Here is a 16,694-nt window from a genome sequence, read left to right on the forward strand (position 1 = left end):
AGCGCCACCCGGCAACAAGGGCTACTTCGTGACGCGATCGTACCAGACCATATCCGCGTTCAGCCCCTGCTGATACCCCTTCACGTTATCGCGCACCACGATCTGGGTTTTGCCCTGATCGACGAACACGTACGGCGAGCTCTGCTGCAGCTGTTCCTGCATCTTCTTGTACAGATCCAGACGTTTCGCCGCATCCGGTTCGGCAACCGCCGCCAGCGTGGCCTTGTTCAGCTCCGGGATTTTCCAGCCGTTCAGACCGGCTACGGTGCTGGACTTCCCGTCGTTCCACGCGAAGGCGCTGGCGTTGGAGTGCGCGTCGAAGTAGTCCGGGATCCACAGACGAATCGCCGCCTGATGCTGCTTCGCGCGCACGCGGGCATAGACCTGGCTCCCGGCGGCAGGCAGCAGATCCACCTTCACGCCACCCTGCGCAAAGCTCGCCTGCATCGACTGGGCGATAGTGATAAACGGCGGCTTGTTCTCCACGTCCAGCGTGAAGTGCGCGTCCTTAATGCCCGCTTTGGCGAGAATGGCTTTCGCTTTTGCCGGGTCAAATTTAAACGGATTATCTTCCAGCGCGCCCGGCAGGCCGACCGGCAGGAAGCTCTGGTGAACAAAATACTGGCCTTTCAGCAGGTCTTTGGTGATGCCGTCATAATCGACCAGCCAGCGTGAGGCTTCCCAGAACGCCGGGTTGTTCAGCAGCGGGTTAGCGCTGTTGCCGGTGTTAAACACCAGGTAATTCTGCTCGGCGGACGGAATGCTCAGCACCTTCACGCCCGGCTTGCCGTCCAGGGCGCTAATCTGGTCTGCGCCCAGATCGCGCGCCACGTCCGCATCCCCCTGCTGGATCAGCAGGCGGCGTGAAGCGGGGTCGGGAACGTTTTTAATGATGATGCTTTTGAGCTTCGGCGCGCCGCCGGGCGCGGCGTCGTTAGCTTCCAGCACGATGGCCTGATGCGGCTGGTAGACGCGCATTTTGAACGCGCCGCTGCCCGCCGAGTGCATTTTCAGCCAGGCGTTACCGAAGTCATTATCCTTGACGTTCGCGGCGACCTCTTTTTCATCGACGATAGAGGCAATCGGCGTGGAGAGAATATTCAACGCCACCGACGGGCTGACGTCCGCCGTCCAGTGAAGCTGGAGGGTATGATCGTCCACCTTTTTCAGCTGGCTGGCGATGTTGCTCGCGTCCCAGCCCAGCACGTTGAGGATAAAGGCCGGGGATTTATTCAGCGTCACGGCGCGGGTATAAGAGAAAATCACGTCTTCCGGGCGCAGCGGGTTGCCGGAGGCGAATTTCGCATCCGGCTTAAGTTTAATCGTCAGGGTTTTTGCTGCCGCGTCGGCCTCCCAGCTTTCCGCCAGAATCGGGGTGATTTTTTCCGGGTTATCGCGGTCCGGCTGTACCAGACGCTGGTACAGGCTCGGCACGGTCTGGATGCTGGAAAGCTCGTTGGCTTCGGCCGGGTCAAGGCTCACGATATCATCAAGACCCTGGGCGACAACCAGCGTGTTGGGCGGAGTAGCAGCGTGGGCAACGCTTGAGAGCGCAGCCAGCACCAGTAACGGCAGCAGTTTTTTAGTCATAGCGATCCCTGAAAAAATATATTGTGATTGTTATATGCTTCGTTACGTTAGGCTGACTGAGGATTTCCTCAAAGTCGAAATTCTGCTTTGCTTATACCATCCGGATATAACGCATACAGGCTGGTTATTAGGCGCTTATCTTCCTGGGAGTCACCGTCGTGCCCGAAATCAATCAACATGGTCAAACCGTTAACGATATCGTCCCGGACTGGAAATGCGCCCGGGTCTTAACCCGCACGCCGCTGTTCGGCCAGTACTGCCGTCTGGAGCCGCTGGATGCTGACCGCCATTCGGCTGATTTGTTTGAAGCCTATGCGCTGGGTGACGACAGCGACTGGACGTGGCTTGCCAGTACTCAGCCCATGAGCGTTGAGGCCACGGCGCACTGGGTGCTCGGAAAGGTGCTGGATGACGACCTGGTGCCCTTTGCCGTCATCGATCTGCGTACCGAAAAGGCGGTCGGGCTGGTGAGTTATATGGCGATTGAACGTTTTCAGGGCTCGGTGGAAATTGGTCACGTCACCTGGTCGCGTAAAATGAAAGGCACTCGTTTGGGTACCGAAGCGGTGTGGCTGTTGCTGAAAAATGCCTTTGAGCATAAGTACCGTCGACTGGAATGGAAATGCGATTCGATGAACACCGCCTCACGAAATGCGGCGGAGCGGCTGGGGTTTATCTGGGAGGGACGCCTACGCCAGAAGCTGGTGCGCAAAGGGCGTAACCGCGACAGCGATATGCTTTCTATTATTGACGGCGAGTGGCCGCAAAGAGACGCGGAGCTGCGCGCCTGGCTGGCGGCAGAGAATTTTGACGAGGAAGGGCGGCAGATAAAGCGGCTTGAGGCGTTTCGGTTATAAGTTTTTTATGTAGGGTACAGCGTAAACGCGCGGTTAATCCGCGGAAATCGCGATTTCAATCAGGTTGGTTTTTCCTGACTGCAGGCCGCGCGTTACCGCTTCGGCGATATCCGCAGCCTCGGTCACCCGGCAGCAGTGGACGCCCATGGCGGTGGCCAGCGACTGAAAATCGATATGCGGGTTCACCAGGTCCATCCCGATAAAACGCCCCAGCCGCGTTGAGCTGTAGTCAGCCTGGCTCTTCATAAAGTTTTTCAGGATGTTGTACTCCCTGTTATTCATGACGATAAAGGTGACCGGCAGATTTTCGTGTGCCGCCGTCCAGAGCGCCTGCGGCGAGTAGAAGGAGGCTCCGTCTCCAACTAAACACACTACCGGCTCGCGGCCCAGCCCCAGCGAGTGACCTACTGCTGCGGGCATCCCCCAGCCCAGTCCGCCGCCGCGCATAAAGTAGTAGCGCTGGTGCTGCTGGTCAGAGATGAACCGGCGGACATGCCTGGCGGTCGCTATCGCCTCATCAACGATGGTGGTACCCGCCGGAATGGATCGGATGACTTCCCAGGCTGCGACCATCGGCGAAAGGGCCGGGCGTAGCCGCTCGGCGGCGAGACGTTCTTCCTGCTGCTGCCACTCCTTCTCTCGTTCGTCGCGGGCCGTAACCAGCAGCCGCTTGTGGACCAGCCTGCTGGCGATCAGGCGCTGATCAAGCTTCGGCAACAGTTCGTGCAGGGAGAGCTTGATATCCCCCATCACCGAAAGGCGAGTGGCATAGGTGCGGCCAAGCTCGTGCATATCCGCCGAGAGCTGATACACCGCGCAGGTCGCCGGAATAGCCTCCCCCTCGCTGTACAAAATGGTGATCAGGCTTCTGCCGCCGATGATAAATACGGCATCGTAGGCATTGATGACGCTGGCGATTTCGCTGGCGGTGGTGGGCATATTGCCCCGCCAGAGCGCGTGCTGAGTGGGAAAAGGCAAATTCAGCGGCCAGGAGGAGCCGTAGACGTGGGCGCTGAGCGCTTCCGCCAGCTCGACAATCTCCTGCGTCGAGCCGCTGGAGTGCACCTCATCGCCCGCCACAATCATGATCCTGCCCGGCGCGATCTCGCTGAGCGCCTCCGCCAGCTCGTCCAGCGAGCCCGCCACGGTGTGGTAGTTCACTCTCGACGCCGTCTGTATCCCGGCATCGCTCAGCTCTTCCATCACGTTCATCGGCAGGGAGAGCAGCACCGGACCGGCCGGAGGATAGCTGGCAGCGTGAAACGCGCGGCGCACCAGCACCGGGAGCTGGTCGGCGCTGGTAACCTCCTGCGCCCACTTCATGACCGGAGAGCCGATGGACACAATATCGTCATACAGCAGCGGGTCGCGGACGTAGTGTCGCGTATCCTGCTGTCCAACGGTCACCACCAGCGGGGTTTTCATGATCCGCGAATTAATCAGATTCCCCATGCCGTGCCCCAGGCCGCTCGCGGTATGCAAATTGATAAAGCCCGTTTTGCCGGAGGCTTTCGCGTAGCCGTCGGCAATCGCCACCACGGTGCTCTCCTGAAGCGCCAGAATATAGTGAATATTTTCATGGCGAAGCAGGGCATCAATCAGAGGAAGCTCGGTGGTACCGGGGTTGCCAAAAATATATTCCACGCCTTCACTCTCTAGCACTTCAAGAAGAATATCGGCACCCGTTCGCATATTGAGATCTGATAAGGACGTTAATGATTTAATCATACTGACACCTCATTCAGTATTATTTAACCCAGGCTAAAATTCTTCCTGCGTTGGACGCACAACAATTTCATTAATATCAACGTCGCCAGGCTGTTCAATAGCAAATAAAACCGCGCGGGCAATTGCGTCAGCCGGAATAGCCTGCTTATAAAACTCATGGAGAAATTTTTTGCTCTCTTCGTCAGAGCTACCGAATTGCAGCTCGCTTTCGACGGCACCGGGCGAAATAAGCGTCGTGCGGAGGGTTTTACCCGCCTCCTGACGTAAGCCTTCACTCAGCGCGCGGACGGCGAATTTTGTGGCGCTGTACACCACGCCGCCAGGTGCCAGCACCTTGATGCCCGCGACGGAGGCAACGTTAATAAAATGCCCGCTGCCCTGACGCTGGAACACCGGCCACGCGGCCGTACAGCACCCCTTTCAGATTGGTGTCAATCATCTTGTCCCATTCGTCGGTTTTCAGCTCGCTCAAGGGAGCGATAGCCATAAAGCCCGCGTTGTTGATTAGCACATCCACGCGCTGGTAGGCGGCAACGGCAGCGTCAATGGCGCGCTGAATCTCTTCCTGACGAGTCACGTCGGCCTTCACGGCTATCGCCTTGCCGCCTTGCTGAATAATCTGATCCACCAGGGCATTAATTCTGTCCAGACGGCGCGCCACCAGCACCAGCGAAAACGCGTTATTCGCTAAATGGAGGGCAATCGCCTGACCAATACCGCTGCTGGCACCGGTAATGACAACAACCTTGTTTGCACTATTATTCATGATCTTATCTCGCTATTGAGTGATGCAAAAAATAAAAGGCAGAGAAGCATTAATGAATAATGACAAATTCATTAATGCGGTTTTTTGATATATTGTGTATCGGAAATAAAATGATGTTCGTTTAAAACTTAATGGAGTACGCAAGAGTCTGTCAATGTCGTTTTCTAATAATTAAATTATTTACAGGCTTAATATTTAATTCTTATAGGTAACCGAGAATAGTATATAAATGAAATGGGGTCACGATAGCGGCCCTGCGAACAGGGCCTGAGAATTACAATTTGCCACTGTAAAGCACCGGGCCTGTGGGGAGTCCAGTGGGCGATCCGCCCTCTGGTTCAAGGCTTATGGCTATCGTGGCGTCAGGAGGGAGCGTTGTGTTCCTGAGGGTGACGCGTGTCGGTATGTCGTTATGCAGCAGCCCCATGGAGACTGGCGCCTGCCCGCCAGGGATCAGCCAAAGCTGGAGGCTGTGTTGCGCCGCGACGGCCGTCGGCCGAAGAGGGGCAATGCTCAGGTGCTGGCGGCTGGCATCCGCGCTGACGACCCATTCCCCGTGCTGTTGGGCATCGTTGAGGACCATCAGCGGAACGAGTTCCGGTGTACGGGTGGCATACCAGGCAACGACCGACAGGGCGGCGAGGGAGGCCGCAACCATCCAGCCGACATAAGGCCGACTTTTGCGTAAAGGCTTTTTGGGCGGCAGGTCGAGGGCGATTCTTTTCCACACCGTCTCGGGTGGAGGGACGGGCACAAGATGACTATCCAGCGTGCTGAACATGTCCTGCCAGTACGCCACGCGGGCGGCCAGAGCCGGTTCACGGAGGACCCTTTTCTGGAACTGAAGCCGTGCTCCTCCCCGCAGCGTGCCGAGGGCATACTCTGCTGCCAGCATGTCGTCGCGTTTTTCTGCGTCATTCATAGCCCCACGCACTCCCGAAGATGATCCATTGCCCGACGTATCCAGCTTTTCACCGAGCCTACAGGCTGCTGGAGCCAGTCGGCAATGTCGCTGTGAGACATTCCCTGATAGTAGGCGAGCGTAATGCTCTGGCGCTGCTCGCTGCTCAAATGTTCGAGACAATGCCTGAGCCGCTCAGCCTGCGCATCGTCGTGCCAGTTATTCTGCTCATCGCTTTCGCTCAGCAGAATATCTTCCGAATACGCCTCTTCACGGGCTGCAGCCCGGGTTTGCCCGCTGCGCAGCCAGTCAATACAGCGGTTGCGAACAATATGCGTAAGCCAGGTCATCGGGGAGCTCAGGGTAGCGTTATAGGTTTCGGCTTTACTCCAGACGGTGACAAAACAGTCGTGAAGGATCTCTTCTGCCCAGGCGCGGTCGCGCAGCATGCGCAGCGCAACGGCAAACAGGTGAGGCGATGTGAGTCGGTAAAGTTGTTCAAATGCGCGGCGATCGCCGTTTGCGACCGCCTGCATTAATTTCATTTGCTGTTCAGCCAGCGCGTTATCCATGTTTTTCCCGGAAGGCAACGTCACACTTCCGAAGTATAGACAACTACTTAGGCATCAGGACGGTATCAATCACATCGATCACACCGTTTTTTTGATGAACATCATAGGTGCTAATGTTCGCCACATTGCCTTTACCGTCCTTAAGCTGAATATTGTGCGGGCCGTTGCTCATGATCCACAGCGGCTGACCGTTAACGGTCTTCAGCTCCGCGTGGCCGCCGCCCTGTTTAATTTTCTGCTCCAACGCTTTCATATCGTAATTACCGGCGACCACGTGATAGGTCAGGATGCTGGTGAGCGTGGCTTTGTTTTCGGGTTTGACCAGGTTCTCGACCGTGTCGGCAGGCAATTTCGCAAACGCCGCATTGGTTGGGGCAAACACGGTGAATGGCCCTTTGCTCTGGAGCGTATCCACCAGCCCGGCCGCTTTGACGGCGGCCACCAGCGTAGTGTGATCTTTCGAGTTCACGGCGTTTTCAACAATATTTTTGCTCGGGAACATCGCCGCTCCGCCCACCATCACGGTGTCTGACGTCATGGCTGCTGATGCGCCTGCACAGAAGAGTATCGCGCTGGATACGAATGCAACACGGGTTAGCTTTTTCATCATCTTTCCTCGGATTGGGGAGCAAAGGGGTTGCTCACAGACTGATATACGAGGGGCGGGTGGAAACTGGATGCAGGAGGATGAAAATATTTTTGGAAGGGGGGGAAGTGAATTTGAAAGTTGATTTTGGTTAAGTTCTGTTCGCGGGTTTTATGCGCTAATGCCCTTCTGGATCTCCAATATCAGGAACTTAAACTCATGGATGACTCTGAAAATCGTGCTTATCATCGGCCCATCTGGGACGACAATGGACGGTTTCATTATGAATTGATCTCCCAGCCAAAAGAAAATAATTACGTGGCGGTTTGCCTTATGCCGCCGCATAAAATCATTCCGGTTATTTTTATTCCTGGAGTCATGGGGTCAAATTTAAAAAATAAAGACAACAAAGTCTGGCAGTTCAGCGTCGAATCGCTTAAAAAATGGCCGTTAGCAGGCCCGGAGAAAAGAAAACAGCTTCTGGACCCAAAAACCACATCCGTTGATGACAGCGGGAATATCTTCAATGAAGGGGCAGATGGCAAAAAATTCCCGTCCCGCCGTGCACGGGGGTGGGGAAGTGCGTTTTATATGAGCTACGGCGAGGCGCTTGACCGGTTGCAGTACCTACTCAGTGACGACGATATCCTGTTAAATAATTATTTCCGTGAAGCGCAATTACAAACGGCGCGGCAGCGTTTTACCGGTGTAAGGATCGGTGACGAACCTGCAGAGCAAGTGCTGACGGAAGAAGAAACTGCGCACGGCCACCACTTTTTATACCCGCTTCACGTTTTTGGCTATAACTGGCTACAGTCGAATGCTGATTCGGCGGCGTTGCTTGGCCAATATATCAGCAAGGTTCTGGGGTTATATCACGGTCGTCTCGCGGTGGATAAAGTCATTCTGGTTACCCATTCGATGGGAGGCCTGGTTGCCCGGCATTATTCAGAAAACATGAACGGTCAGGGCAATATTCTGGGGATTGTCCACGGGGTGATGCCGGACCTTGGCTCGCCAGCGGCTTATCGACGTATGAAAACCGGCGAACGGGGAATTACCGGGATAATTATCGGGGACAGTGCCGAGAAATTGGTGCCTGTCCTGGCCCAGTCTCCCGGTCCGTTACAGTTGCTGCCGGGCAAGGCTTACGGTCCTGGCTGGCTGAAAATCGAGAGCGGTGGTACGCAACAATCTCTGCCAAAAAGCGATCCATACACGGAAATATACCTGAACAAAACTGACTGGTGGCGGCTGTGTGAGAAGGATTTGCTGCTGGGGGATACGAATAGTGAGTGGCAAGATTTTGTTTACCGGATAAAGAATCCAGTTAAAGAATTCATTGAAAAACTGAATGGAAAATACCACCCGCAGACCTGGCTGTTTTATGGCGCGAGTGCAGACAATAAGTCTGATGCTTTTCTGACGTGGAAAGAACGGCCTGTTCTGCGGCCTGTACCGGTGATGGGCTATCCAGAGCCATCGTCACCGACATATCGGTATGATGCAGGAACAACCTTTGAGTTGATTTCCGCAGGAACGCCCGGCGATGGCACGGTGCCAGTAAAGGCGATCCGGACCAGGTCCCCCAGAATTCTTGGGGTGCTGGCGACCAATGTTGACCATGAAGGGGCCTATGCCGTTGATCCTGTAGATCGCTCCCGTTCAGTTTACAGCGATCTGTCCGACGCCCTGATGTTCACAGTCCGCTCGGTGGTAAAAATCGTGCAGCAGGTGCCGGCACCATGAAAAAATTCCCGTTTCCCCTGCTTATTCCGCTGGCGATGCTGTTGCTGGCGGCAGGATTCTATATTCACAACTTTGTGACGTTTGTTCATACGCCACCAGAATTGACTGCTAAGGAAAAACGTATGGTTGATACCCTGTTTGCCTCCACAAAAGCCCAGTGCGTGGGGCGCTATGTGTTTGAGGTTCCAACCTCTTTTGAAAACACCCGGACCGAAGATGCCAAAATCAATGAGATCAGCATCAGCAGCAAGCGACTTTATCGCCCGGCATTTGAACAACGTATCCGGCTACGAGAGCAGGAGTTGCTGAACGGGCATACAGTGAGGACAGTGGATCAGCCTTTCTTAAAGCAGGTGTACCGGATCAATGAGAATGCGGTGATATTTGACCGGAATAGAAATGGGAGTGAAGGAGGATATGGCCGCACTCTGGAAGGGCACCTGTATATAGATGGGGTAGCGTTTATCCTCAGTCAGGATATTATCGATTTATCAGATCCTAAATATCAACAAGATAAGGAGGATTTTATCAATGCTGGTGTTAGTCCTGGCCATATTAATAACAAACCTCAGAAACTAGCAGAGCTACAGGACTTAATGTCCCGTCTGAGCGGGCGAAAAGATGATGAAATCCCGACACACCCGGGCACCTGTATTTCAGAAGGGTTTATCCGTGACGGGAACGGAAAACCAAAGGAAGACATCACCTTTATTTATCCGCACAGTTCGGCATTTTCTTTTATCGTCTGGAGCAATAATGCTCTGAAAGAAAGCACAACCATGCTGGAGCGAACCGGGGAAATTCAGTCTTATATCAACAGCATTAATGGACGCACGCTGCGTAGGGGGGAAACGCAGATTGCCGATTTCACGGCCAGTGAATGGCTGATTACGGCCCCGCCGACAAGCTTATCCGATAATCCCTCAGCACAACTCATGTTTACCGCCGTAGCGAATGAGACAAATGCAGACTTCATGCATCCCAGTCTTGATCTGACGTTAAGCAACGAAATCCCACCCGAAGGCAGCGACACTGCTCCCCCATCAGCCTATAGCGACGCTGAGCTTGTGGCGATTTGGGATCGCATTACCCGTTCTTTTCATCTCAGGGACAATGCGTTTTGATTGGTACAAATCCCCGGTGGCGACGTCCGGGGAATTTAATCTATGAAACTGAGTTCCTAACCATTGTTGAAAGTAGTCAGGCAACTCAGCGCCTGACCGGTGCCCCGTTCGCCACATAATACGCCGCCGTGCTCTTCGCCAGCGGCTCGCGCCCGCGAATCGCATCAGCAATTTTCTCACCGATCATAATCGTGGTGGCGTTCAGGTTGCCGGTAATAATCTGCGGCATGATCGACGCATCCACCACGCGTAATCCTTCCAGCCCGTGAACGCGGCCTTCACCGTCAACCACCGCCATCTCGTCATAGCCCATTTTGCAGGTGCCGCACGGATGGAACGCGGTTTCGGCGTGGTTACGCACGAACTCGTCCAGCTGTTCGTCGGTCTGGCATTCGACGCCCGGGCTGATTTCACGACCGCGGTATTTGTCCAGCGCCGGCTGGTGCATGATCTCGCGGGTGATGCGGATCGCGTCGCGGAACTCCTGCCAGTCCTGCTCGTGAGACATATAGTTGAACAGGATCGCCGGATGCTGGTGCGGATCGCGCGACTGAATGCGCACGTGTCCACGGCTCGGGGAGCGCATGGAGCCGACGTGGCACTGGAAGCCGTGTTCCTTCACCGCGTTTGAGCCGTTGTAGTTAATCGCTACCGGCAGGAAGTGGTACTGAATGTTCGGCCACTCGAACTCCTCGCGGCTGCGGATAAATCCGCCCGCTTCGAAGTGGTTGCTCGCACCCACGCCGGTGCCGCCAAACAGCCACTCCGCGCCAATCTTCGGCTGGTTCCACCACTGCAGGGCAGGGTAGAGGGAAACCGGCTCTTTGCATTCGTACTGGAGGTACATCTCCAGGTGATCCTGCAGGTTTTCGCCCACGCCGGGTAAATCATGCACCAGCGGGATATCGAACTGCTTCAGCAGCTCAGCGTTGCCTACGCCGGAACGCTGGAGGATCTGCGGTGACGCAATGGCGCCTGCGCACAGGAGGACTTCTTTATTCGCCGTCGCTTTTGACGGAATGGTGCTTTCGCCTTCCAACCACTCAACGCCCGCCGCGCGCTTGCCGTCAAAAATAATGCGATCGGTCATGGCGTGGGTGCGGATGGTCAGGTTAGGACGCGGTTTTGCCTGGTCCAGATAGCCGCGCGCGGTGCTGGCGCGTCGGCCCTGCGGCGTAACCGTGCGGTCCATCGGGCCGAAGCCTTCCTGCTGGTAGCCGTTGAGATCGTCGGTGCGCGGATAGCCCGCCTGCACGCCCGCCTCCACCATTGCCTCAAACAGCGGGTTCACGCCCGGCTTAGAGGTGGTGACGCTCACCGGACCGTCGCCGCCGTGGTAGTCGTTCGGCCCCACGTCGCGGGTCTCTGCCTTGCGGTAGTAGGGCAGGCAGTTGAGGTAGCTCCAGTGCTCCAGACCCGGTTCTTTCGCCCAGTTGTCCAGATCCATCGCGTTGCCGCGCACGTAGCACATGCCGTTGATCAGCGACGAGCCGCCCAGCCCTTTGCCGCGTCCGCACTCCATGCGGCGGTTGTTCATGAAGGGCTCTGGCTCGGTTTCATACGCCCAGTTGTAGCGCTTGCCCTGGAGCGGGAAGGCCAGCGCGGCAGGCATCTGGGTGCGGAAATCAAAACGGTAGTCCGGCCCGCCCGCCTCAAGCAGCAGGACGGTGGTGTTCGGATCTTCAGTCAGTCGTGTAGCCAGTACGTTGCCGGCAGAGCCGGCCCCGATAATGATGTAGTCAAATTGCAAATAAACCTCCCGGTTAAAATATGGACTGGAATTTACCCATCTCAACCTGGATGGACTTCACCTGGGTGTAGCTCTGCAGCGTCATCACGCCGTTCTCGCGGCCAATGCCGGAGTGCTTGTAGCCGCCAACCGGCATCTCCGCAGCGGATTCACCCCAGGTGTTGATCCAGCAGATGCCCGCTTCAAGCTGATGAATGGCGCCGTGGGCGCGGTTCAGATCGGCGGTGACGATGCCCGCCGCCAGACCGTAGTCGGTGTCGTTGGCGCGGCGAATGGCTTCTTCATCGCTTTCATAGGTGAGGATGGACATCACCGGGCCGAAGATCTCTTCGCGCACGATGGTCATCTCGTCGGTGCAGTCGGTGAACACGGTCGGGGCCACCCACGCGCCGTTATCAAACCCGTCGCCCTTCAGCACGTCGCCGCCGCACAGCACCCGCGCGCCTTCTTCTTTGCCTTTGGCGATGTAGCGCATCACGCTGTCGCGGTGCGGGAAGCTGACCATCGGGCCAAAGTTGGTGCGTTCATCGAACAGATCGCCCGCGCGGATGCGGCCCACGCGCTCGACGATTTTCTGCTCAAACGCGGTTTTAAATTTCGCGGGTACGAACACGCGGGTGCCGTTGGTGCACACCTGGCCGGAGCTGAAGAAGTTCGCCATCATCGCGATGTCCGCCGCGAGATCGAGATCCGCATCGTCAAACACAATCAGCGGCGATTTGCCGCCCAGCTCCATCGTCACCTCTTTCAGGGACGAGGCCGCCGAGTTGGCCATCACTTTTTTGCCGCTGGCGACGCCGCCGGTAAAGGAGACTTTCGCGATGCCCGGGTGCTCGGTCAGGTACTGGCCGGTCTCCGCGCCTACGCCCGGCAGGACGTTAAACACGCCGTCCGGAACGCCCGCTTCGGTGTAGATCTCCGCAAGCTTCAGGGCGGTAAGCGGCGTGACTTCGCTCGGCTTGAAGATCATCGCGTTGCCCGCCGCCAGCGCCGGGGCCGATTTCCACAGGGCTATCTGGATCGGGTAGTTCCACGCGCCGATACCCGCCACAACCCCCAGCGGCTCGCGGCGGGTGTAGACGAACGAGGTATCGCGCAGCGGGATCTGGCTGCCTTCCAGCGCCGGGATCAGCCCCGCGTAGTACTCCAGCACGTCCGCGCCGGTGACGATGTCGACGGTTGAGGTTTCGGAATACGCTTTACCGGTGTCGAGGGTTTCAAGCTTCGCGAGCTCGTCGTTGCGCTCGCGCAGGATGTCGACGGCACGACGCAGGATGCGCGAGCGCTCCATGGCGGTCATCGCCGCCCAGATTTTTTGCCCGCGCGTTGCGCTTTCCACGGCGCGATTGACGTCTTCGCGCCCGGCGGCCTGCACGCTCGCCAGGACTTCACCGTTGGCCGGGTTGATGGTCTCGAAGGTGCGACCGCTGGTGGCCGATGTATAACCACCATTGATATAAAGCTGCTGTTCTGCCATTCGGGACATAAATTCTCCTCGGTTAGTCGGTCGGTAAATGCTGGCTGATAAAGTGGCTGGTGAGCGACTGGGCCAGGGTTTTATCCAGCGGTTTGCCGCTCAGCGCAGCGCGTAGCCACAGCCCGTCAATCAGCGCGGCGAGCCCGTAGCCCGCCTCCTGCGCCTGTTCGCGCGGCAACACACGGCGGAACTCGTACACCAGGTTCGACAGCAGGCGGCGGCTGCTCACCTGCTGTAAACGGTAGAGCATCGGCTGGTGCATGCTGCTCGCCCAGAAGGCCAGCCAGGCCTTCATCGCCGCGCTGCTGATTTGCGTTTCATCAAAGTTGCCGCCGACAATCGCCTGCAAACGCTGCTCTGCGCTGCCGTCCGGCAGGGCGTGCAGGCGGCTTAATACCGCATCGCGCAGCTGGCCGGTGATGTCGCGCATGGTCGCTTCCAGCAGACCGTTTTTGTCTTTGAAATAGTGGCTGATGATCCCCGTGGACACACCCGCCCGACGGGCGATCTGCGCGATGGTCGCGTCATGCATTCCCACTTCATTTATTGCTTCCAGCGTGGCGTCGATTAGCTGCCTGCGCCGGATCGGCTGCATCCCCACTTTGGGCATTGTTGCCACTCCATTCATCAGCGTTGGTTATACATTAAAGCGGTTTTTGATTGGACGTTCAATATAAAATGTGTCTTAATTGTTGCGGATTTGGATTTTAATAGTTACAAAAACAGTGGGGATACTGGATGACAGACCTTTCACAGGACAGAGAAAAAGACAAAATCAACCCGGTCGTTTTTTATACGTCCGCCGGGCTGATTTTGTTGTTTTCCCTGACGACCATCTTCTTTCGTGATTTTTCTGCCGAGTGGATTGGCCGCACCCTGAACTGGGTATCGAAGACCTTCGGCTGGTACTACCTGCTGGCGGCGACACTCTATATCGTCTTCGTGGTCTGCATTGCCTGCTCGCGCTTCGGCTCCGTGAAGCTCGGTCCCGAGCAGTCGAAGCCCGAGTTCAGCCTGCTGAGCTGGGCCGCGATGTTGTTTGCCGCGGGCATCGGCATCGACCTGATGTTCTTCTCCGTGGCGGAACCGGTCACGCAGTATATGCAGCCGCCGGAAGGGACAGGGCAGACGATGGAGGCCGCGCGCCAGGCGATGGTCTGGACGCTGTTCCACTACGGGCTGACGGGCTGGTCAATGTACGCCCTGATGGGCATGGCGCTCGGATACTTTAGCTATCGTTATAATTTGCCCCTCACCATTCGCTCCGCGCTGTATCCGATTTTCGGTAAAAAAATTAACGGACCGATTGGCCACAGCGTCGACATTGCGGCGGTAATCGGCACCATCTTTGGTATCGCGACAACGCTCGGGATTGGCGTGGTGCAGCTCAACTACGGGCTGAGCGTGCTGTTTGATATTCCGGATTCAATGGCGGCGAAAGCGGCGCTGATTGCGCTCTCCGTCATTATCGCCACCATTTCGGTGACGTCGGGCGTCGATAAAGGCATCCGCGTGCTCTCCGAGCTTAACGTCGCGCTGGCGCTGGGGCTGATCCTGTTCGTGCTGTTTATGGGCGACACCTCGTTCCTGCTCAATGCCTTAGTGCTGAACGTGGGTGATTACGTGAATCGCTTTATGGGCATGACGCTGAACAGCTTCGCCTTTGACCGTCCGACAGAGTGGATGAACAACTGGACGCTGTTCTTCTGGGCGTGGTGGGTGGCGTGGTCGCCGTTTGTCGGCCTGTTCCTGGCGCGTATTTCACGTGGCCGCACCATTCGTCAGTTTGTGATGGGCACCCTGATCATCCCGTTTACCTTTACCCTGCTGTGGCTGTCGATTTTCGGCAACAGCGCGCTGCATGAGATCATCCACGGCAATGCGACCTTCGCGCAGGAAGCGATGGCGCATCCGGAGCGCGGCTTCTACAGCCTGCTGGCGCAGTACCCGGCGTTTACCTTTAGCGCCTCGGTAGCGACTATTACCGGCCTGCTGTTCTACGTCACCTCGGCGGATTCCGGCGCGCTGGTGCTGGGGAACTTCACCTCGAAGCTGAAAGACATCAACAGCGACGCGCCGAACTGGCTGCGCATCTTCTGGTCCGTCGCCATCGGCCTGCTGACGCTCGGCATGCTGATGACCAACGGCATTTCGGCGCTGCAGAACACCACGGTGATCATGGGCCTGCCGTTCAGCTTTGTGATCTTCTTCGTGATGGCCGGGCTGTATAAATCGCTCAAAGTGGAAGACTACCGCCGCGTCAGCGCCAGCCGCGACACCGCGCCGCGGCCAATGGGCGCTCAGGACAGGCTGAGCTGGAAGAAACGCCTGTCGCGCCTGATGAACTACCCGGGCACGCGCTACACTAAACAGATGATGGAGACGATCTGCTACCCGGCGATGGAAGAGGTGGCGCAGGAGCTGAGGCTGCGCGGCGCCTACGTGGAGCTGAAAAACCTGCCGCCGGAAGAGGGCGAAAATCTGGGACATCTGGATCTGCTGGTGCACATGGGCGACGAGCAGAACTTTGTTTACCAGATCTGGCCGCAGCAGTATTCGGTACCTGGCTTTACCTACCGGGCGCGCAGCGGGAAATCAACCTACTACCGGCTGGAGACGTTCCTGCTGGAAGGTAGCCAGGGGAATGACCTGATGGATTACAGCAAGGAGCAGGTGATTACGGATATTCTGGACCAGTATGAACGGCACCTGAACTTTATCCATCTGCACAGGGAAGCGCCGGGGAATAGCGTGATGTTCCCGGATGTCTAAACGGATTCTTAAAATACCTTTAAGCTGTATATAAATACAGTTATTTGGCGCAGCATTACTCAAGGAAGAGTAACCATGCAGCATGAGCCTGGTGTTGAAGCATTCGGGCTTTTGCTGCGTTTAGGGAAGGAACTATGGATGAGTCATGCGATAGAGTTTATCGAAACATCACTCTTTACCCGACAGATTAAAAGCATTGCTACGGATGATGAATTAAAGGATCTGCAAAAGGAACTTATTGCGTGGCCTGATAAAGGTGACCTGATCCAGCAGACGGGTGGTTTACGTAAAATAAGGATGGCGGCAGCCTCAAAGGGAAAGAGAGGGGGTATCAGAGTGATTTACTTTCTGGCCACGGAGGAGGTGATCTATTTCATTATGGCCTATCCAAAATGCATAAAGGACAGCCTGACAGAGGCAGAGAAAGCAGAACTTAAAAAGCTGACTTCCATTCTGAAAAATACTGCTTCCAGTGCCGTAAATGAGAGGTGTACTATGTACCCTAATCAGGCAGGTGGAGGCTAATAATGAGTATTTTTAATGAATTAAAATCTTCGCTTGAAGAGGCCGTTGAGATCCATAACGGAAGAAAAGCCGCTTCCCGAGTAACCCGCTATGAAGTTGCTGATGTGCGTGCCATCAGAGAGCAGCTCAATATCACGCAAAGCGAAATGGCGAAGGCGCTTGGCACGAGCGTCGATACGATAAAGAGCTGGGAGTCCAAACGCCGCAATCCAACCGGGCTGGCGGCGAAGGTACTAAATGTGATTCGGGAGAATCCTGCATTTTACAAGGCACTTGCCGGGCTGTGAGTCGCCCTTA

The 16,694-nt window shown here is 56.2% G+C and carries 13 protein-coding genes and 2 pseudogenes; 6 read left to right on the top strand and 9 right to left on the bottom strand.

What is annotated here, in order from left to right; translation table 11 throughout:
* Window positions 1-21: 21 nt before the first annotated feature.
* Complete coding sequence (locus tag IB212_RS05915) at window positions 22-1,590, bottom strand: ABC transporter substrate-binding protein (RefSeq protein ID WP_041910976.1); 1,569 nt, start codon at window positions 1,588-1,590, stop codon at window positions 22-24.
* A gap of 158 nt (window positions 1,591-1,748) precedes the next feature.
* On the opposite strand from IB212_RS05915, the gene IB212_RS05920 reads away from it, so the two are divergent.
* Window positions 1,749-2,447 (top strand): GNAT family N-acetyltransferase, encoded by a 699-nt coding sequence (locus IB212_RS05920; protein ID WP_041910975.1) that lies wholly within the window; start codon window positions 1,749-1,751, stop codon window positions 2,445-2,447.
* A 33-nt stretch (window positions 2,448-2,480) separates the two neighbouring features.
* Here the strand turns inward: IB212_RS05920 and IB212_RS05925 are convergent, their stop codons facing one another.
* From IB212_RS05925 to IB212_RS05945, 5 genes and pseudogenes are all read right to left on the bottom strand, one after another.
* Window positions 2,481-4,175 carry a thiamine pyrophosphate-binding protein gene (locus IB212_RS05925; RefSeq protein WP_041910974.1) on the bottom strand — a complete coding sequence of 565 codons (1,695 nt, stop codon included), beginning with the start codon at window positions 4,173-4,175 and terminating at the stop codon, window positions 2,481-2,483.
* Window positions 4,176-4,208: 33 nt separating this feature from the next.
* Window positions 4,209-4,941, bottom strand: a pseudogene (locus IB212_RS05930) (SDR family oxidoreductase).
* 274 nt (window positions 4,942-5,215) lie between these two features.
* Complete coding sequence (locus IB212_RS05935; protein ID WP_041910972.1) at window positions 5,216-5,863, bottom strand: anti-sigma factor domain-containing protein; 648 nt, start codon at window positions 5,861-5,863, stop codon at window positions 5,216-5,218.
* On the bottom strand, window positions 5,860-6,414 hold the full coding sequence (locus IB212_RS05940) for an RNA polymerase sigma factor (RefSeq protein ID WP_041910971.1): 555 nt from the start codon (window positions 6,412-6,414) through the stop codon (window positions 5,860-5,862). Before IB212_RS05940 ends, IB212_RS05935 begins: the two co-directional genes overlap by 4 nt.
* A 43-nt stretch (window positions 6,415-6,457) precedes the next feature.
* Window positions 6,458-7,021: a fasciclin domain-containing protein gene (locus tag IB212_RS05945; protein ID WP_041910970.1), complete on the bottom strand. Its 564-nt coding sequence runs from the start codon at window positions 7,019-7,021 to the stop codon at window positions 6,458-6,460.
* Between the two features lie 198 nt (window positions 7,022-7,219).
* Here IB212_RS05945 and IB212_RS05950 point away from each other — a divergent pair, with 198 nt between their 5' ends.
* On the top strand, window positions 7,220-8,749 hold the full coding sequence (locus IB212_RS05950; protein ID WP_041910969.1) for a triacylglycerol lipase: 1,530 nt from the start codon (window positions 7,220-7,222) through the stop codon (window positions 8,747-8,749).
* Window positions 8,750-8,871: 122 nt separating this feature from the next.
* Window positions 8,872-9,804 (top strand): annotated as a pseudogene (locus tag IB212_RS05955) (T6SS immunity protein Tli4 family protein); the annotation flags it as partial.
* Window positions 9,805-9,958: 154 nt separating this feature from the next.
* Here IB212_RS05955 and betA read toward each other — a convergent pair.
* Genes betA through betI form a run of 3 tightly spaced genes read right to left on the bottom strand, consistent with a single transcriptional unit; the run spans window position 9,959 to window position 13,710 of the window.
* Window positions 9,959-11,623: a choline dehydrogenase gene (gene betA, locus IB212_RS05960; protein WP_041910968.1), complete on the bottom strand. Its 1,665-nt coding sequence runs from the start codon at window positions 11,621-11,623 to the stop codon at window positions 9,959-9,961.
* A gap of 13 nt (window positions 11,624-11,636) precedes the next feature.
* Window positions 11,637-13,109: a betaine-aldehyde dehydrogenase gene (betB, locus tag IB212_RS05965; protein ID WP_041910967.1), complete on the bottom strand. Its 1,473-nt coding sequence runs from the start codon at window positions 13,107-13,109 to the stop codon at window positions 11,637-11,639.
* 13 nt (window positions 13,110-13,122) lie between these two features.
* The gene (gene betI / locus IB212_RS05970; protein ID WP_041910966.1) at window positions 13,123-13,710 is read right to left on the bottom strand and encodes a transcriptional regulator BetI; all 588 of its coding nucleotides are present in this window, start codon (window positions 13,708-13,710) and stop codon (window positions 13,123-13,125) included.
* A gap of 128 nt (window positions 13,711-13,838) precedes the next feature.
* Here betI and betT point away from each other — a divergent pair, with 128 nt between their 5' ends.
* The 3 genes from betT to nadS all read left to right on the top strand — a co-directional run bounded on the left by betT (window position 13,839) and on the right by nadS (window position 16,684).
* Window positions 13,839-15,872 carry a choline BCCT transporter BetT gene (gene betT / locus IB212_RS05975; RefSeq protein ID WP_041910965.1) on the top strand — a complete coding sequence of 678 codons (2,034 nt, stop codon included), beginning with the start codon at window positions 13,839-13,841 and terminating at the stop codon, window positions 15,870-15,872.
* Window positions 15,873-16,010: 138 nt separating this feature from the next.
* The gene (locus IB212_RS05980) at window positions 16,011-16,397 is read left to right on the top strand and encodes a type II toxin-antitoxin system RelE/ParE family toxin (RefSeq protein WP_041912044.1); all 387 of its coding nucleotides are present in this window, start codon (window positions 16,011-16,013) and stop codon (window positions 16,395-16,397) included.
* A 2-nt stretch (window positions 16,398-16,399) separates the two neighbouring features.
* Complete coding sequence (nadS, locus tag IB212_RS05985) at window positions 16,400-16,684, top strand: NadS family protein (RefSeq protein ID WP_041910964.1); 285 nt, start codon at window positions 16,400-16,402, stop codon at window positions 16,682-16,684.
* Window positions 16,685-16,694 lie beyond the last annotated feature (10 nt).

Origin of the sequence: Enterobacter sp. E12, from assembly GCF_014596715.2 — a bacterium.
GTDB lineage: Bacteria > Pseudomonadota > Gammaproteobacteria > Enterobacterales > Enterobacteriaceae > Enterobacter > Enterobacter bugandensis.

Coding starts and splice junctions, on each gene's coding strand:
- IB212_RS05915 (WP_041910976.1), bottom strand. CDS start 1,590: ATGACTAAAAAACTGCTGCCGTTACTGGTGCTGGCTGCGCTCTCAAGC.
- IB212_RS05925 (WP_041910974.1), bottom strand. CDS start 4,175: ATGATTAAATCATTAACGTCCTTATCAGATCTCAATATGCGAACGGGT.
- IB212_RS05935 (WP_041910972.1), bottom strand. CDS start 5,863: ATGAATGACGCAGAAAAACGCGACGACATGCTGGCAGCAGAGTATGCC.
- IB212_RS05940 (WP_041910971.1), bottom strand. CDS start 6,414: ATGGATAACGCGCTGGCTGAACAGCAAATGAAATTAATGCAGGCGGTC.
- IB212_RS05945 (WP_041910970.1), bottom strand. CDS start 7,021: ATGAAAAAGCTAACCCGTGTTGCATTCGTATCCAGCGCGATACTCTTC.
- IB212_RS05950 (WP_041910969.1), top strand. CDS start 7,220: ATGGATGACTCTGAAAATCGTGCTTATCATCGGCCCATCTGGGACGAC.
- betB (WP_041910967.1), bottom strand. CDS start 13,109: ATGTCCCGAATGGCAGAACAGCAGCTTTATATCAATGGTGGTTATACA.
- betI (WP_041910966.1), bottom strand. CDS start 13,710: ATGCCCAAAGTGGGGATGCAGCCGATCCGGCGCAGGCAGCTAATCGAC.
- betT (WP_041910965.1), top strand. CDS start 13,839: ATGACAGACCTTTCACAGGACAGAGAAAAAGACAAAATCAACCCGGTC.
- IB212_RS05980 (WP_041912044.1), top strand. CDS start 16,011: ATGAGTCATGCGATAGAGTTTATCGAAACATCACTCTTTACCCGACAG.
- nadS (WP_041910964.1), top strand. CDS start 16,400: ATGAGTATTTTTAATGAATTAAAATCTTCGCTTGAAGAGGCCGTTGAG.